This is a genomic window from Xenorhabdus sp. NBAII XenSa04 (assembly GCF_963866145.1).
Lineage (GTDB): Bacteria > Pseudomonadota > Gammaproteobacteria > Enterobacterales > Enterobacteriaceae > Xenorhabdus > Xenorhabdus indica.
Map to the genome: position 1 here is coordinate 1 of NZ_CAWMEB010000263.1, position 2,597 is coordinate 2,597.

Annotated in this window: 3 protein-coding genes and 1 pseudogene; 2 read left to right on the top strand and 2 right to left on the bottom strand. The window is 40.9% G+C overall.

The genetic code is table 11. The annotated features are described in order from the left end of the window. Positions 1–404 (bottom strand): integrase arm-type DNA-binding domain-containing protein (locus AAC147_RS09810; RefSeq protein ID WP_047686474.1); only part of this gene is annotated, 404 nt, incomplete at its 3' end. Positions 405–826: 422 nt separating this feature from the next. Between AAC147_RS09810 and AAC147_RS09815 the strand changes: the two genes are divergently transcribed. Continuing rightward, positions 827–1,135 carry a hypothetical protein gene (locus tag AAC147_RS09815; RefSeq protein ID WP_052189847.1) on the top strand — a complete coding sequence of 103 codons (309 nt, stop codon included), beginning with the start codon at positions 827–829 and terminating at the stop codon, positions 1,133–1,135. A gap of 559 nt (positions 1,136–1,694) precedes the next feature. Here the strand turns inward: AAC147_RS09815 and AAC147_RS09820 are convergent. After that, on the bottom strand, positions 1,695–1,871 hold the full coding sequence (locus AAC147_RS09820) for a hypothetical protein (RefSeq protein ID WP_156115466.1): 177 nt from the start codon (positions 1,869–1,871) through the stop codon (positions 1,695–1,697). Positions 1,872–1,957: 86 nt separating this feature from the next. Between AAC147_RS09820 and AAC147_RS09825 the strand changes: the two are divergent. Continuing rightward, positions 1,958–2,597 (top strand): annotated as a pseudogene (locus AAC147_RS09825) (IS5 family transposase); the annotation flags it as partial.

The following is a 2,597-nucleotide window of genomic DNA, read 5'->3' on the forward strand; positions in this document are numbered from 1 at the left end:
GTGCCAATGCAGGGGAAAATATATTTTTCAAGGCTATGTAGTATTGTCTGACGGTAATTTTCATCCCAACGCTTATTACTAGCATGCCAAACACGGGCGACTTGTTCAAAGGTGTTCACTTTGGCCGGAGAAGATGTACTTTTTTTCTCTGCTTTAGGGTCAATGCCCTGTGCCATCAGCTTTTTAGCTTCATCGCGTTTAGCACGAGCTTCGGCTAATGACACGGCCGGGTAGACACCAAACGCCATCCGGTCTTCTTTTTTATCGGTGGGGCGATGGTACTTCATGCGCCAATATTTAGATCCGCGTGACGTAATCTCCAGATAGAGACCACCGCCATCGGCTAGCTTGTAAGTTTTTTCTTTGGGTTTTGCAGTTTCAACTTGTCGGGCGGTGAGTTTCATTATTAGAGCATCTCTGTAATCGAATAATAGTAATTATCAAATGGTAAGTGCCCCAGATTATGCCCCTCGCTGCATATTGATTGCAACAGACTAAACGAGACGTAAAAATAATAGATCGCACTGATTTTATTGTGTTTTATAAAAATTATTTTACTTAGTTAGACTCCACTGGAAGTGGAGCTAGTTCCAATATCAATTACCACAAAATATAGCGAAAAAATTGCCTCACTATCCTGAGCAGCTAATGAGCTGACGATAGGCTCTTACGCATTGACAGTGGGTGAAAAAGATACAAAAGCCGCTGAATTTTATACATACCAAGGATTCATTGAATTACAAAATGAACCGTTAATGCTGTTTTTCCCGTTAGCTAAAGTCCCCCAAAAGGTTGTCATAAAATAAAACAGGATGAGAAAAAAATTATGACTAAAAAGAAAAAACAATTTATTGAAGATATGATTCGCCTGCGTGGTATAGATTTTGCGCGTATTGGTATGATGGTAGAAGTTGGTGGTGATATTGGGACTATTACGGGAGTGAATAGTAGTGCAAATATTGACGTCGTTTTTGCTAATCAGCAAAAATATGGCAAGCACCATTATAACTGTCACCCTACTTTCGATATTAAATATTTTGATGAGCAAGGTGATGTTATTTTTTTACCCTGCAACAATAAATTCCTGTTCTGGGCTTCAGAAGCCCAGAACAGCAGTAATGCTATTAGCTATTAATTCGCTCACATTAAATAGCAATGGGTTCACAACCAGCCAGACGGACTCGCATTCCATTTTGGAAGGTTCACAATAAAGACTGGAGGAAGCATTCTCGCAGAAACTTACGATTTGAAATTTTAATCACTAACCCACCGACTTTAGTCGGTGGTTGTTGGGTATTTTTCGTAATACCATATTCGTATATAATTTGGTTTTAAATAACTTGAAGACCCTCTCTCCTCTATTCGCATTAAAGTTTCAATGTTGATAATTTGAATTTGCTCTTTATTATTGAGCCAGTCATCAAGTTTTTCTTGTGTTGTTCGCGGTACATCATGACTAATGTCTTTGTATCTCACTTTCATTTCATAACCTCAATTAGGGTAGATTAGGATTGTTGAGAGGATTAATTTGCCCGAACTTAAAAACACGTTTCCTTCAGATTCCAAACACAAATGCCTTTCCAAAATCTTCTACAGATGTCACCTGCCCTGTTGTGTAATAGGTGCTTGAAGGGATGACGATCTTTTTTGCGGGTGATAGGCCGACTTTTGAACAACCATATGTTTTATTTTATTTACCCGACATTATGAGGAGAAAAGCCCGCTCGTTCAAGGCGGTATTTCACATCAGTCAGTTCTTCAGGCGGAGGACTTACCTTACGTTTCCGACCGTTTACCGTTTCACGACGCACCACGGCCATATCAACATTGGTACGGGAGATCGAGGCAGGGCGTTTATATCCCTGTTTCAACCCTATAATCCGGATACTCAAAATTAGGGCGTGTTGACGTTTTGCGAGGGATTATTAGACAGCATGATGATTTGGTATACACCATCATGCTGCGAACTAATAAGCTATCTGAATTTATGCAACATACCGGTTGGGTTTATAACAAACCTGAACACAGGTTGACCTTGGAAGGCATTCTTTACCACATGAGAACGGGTAACCCCTGGCGCGATTTACCGAGCGAATTTGGCAAATGGAATAGCGTCTTTTCACGTTTTAATACCTGGTCAAAGAAAGGCATTTTAACTATTATTTTAAAATAGTTATCTGGTCATGCTGATACGGAATGGTTATTTATTGATGCCACTATCGTTCGGGCTCACCAGCATAGTGCCGGAGCAGCTTCAGATAACGATGAGGCCATTGGTAAAAGTCGTGGCGGGCGTTCAACTAAGATCCATTTAGCGGTAGACAGCGGAGGGTTGCCCGTTCATTTTGGACTGTTCGGGGGACAGGTTCACGATAGTGTTCACGCAGAAAGTCTTGTCTCTAAGTCCCCCTCATCCGAAGCCGTTATCGCTGACAAAGGCTATGATAGCCAGCGTTTCAGGACATTTATTGAACAACGATAAGCCACGCCGGTGATCCCTTATCGCAAAAATAGCCGAAAAGCAGACCAAAATATTGATGAATGTTTATACCGTTATCGTCACTTGGTGGAAAATGCGTTTGCCAGAATTAAACATT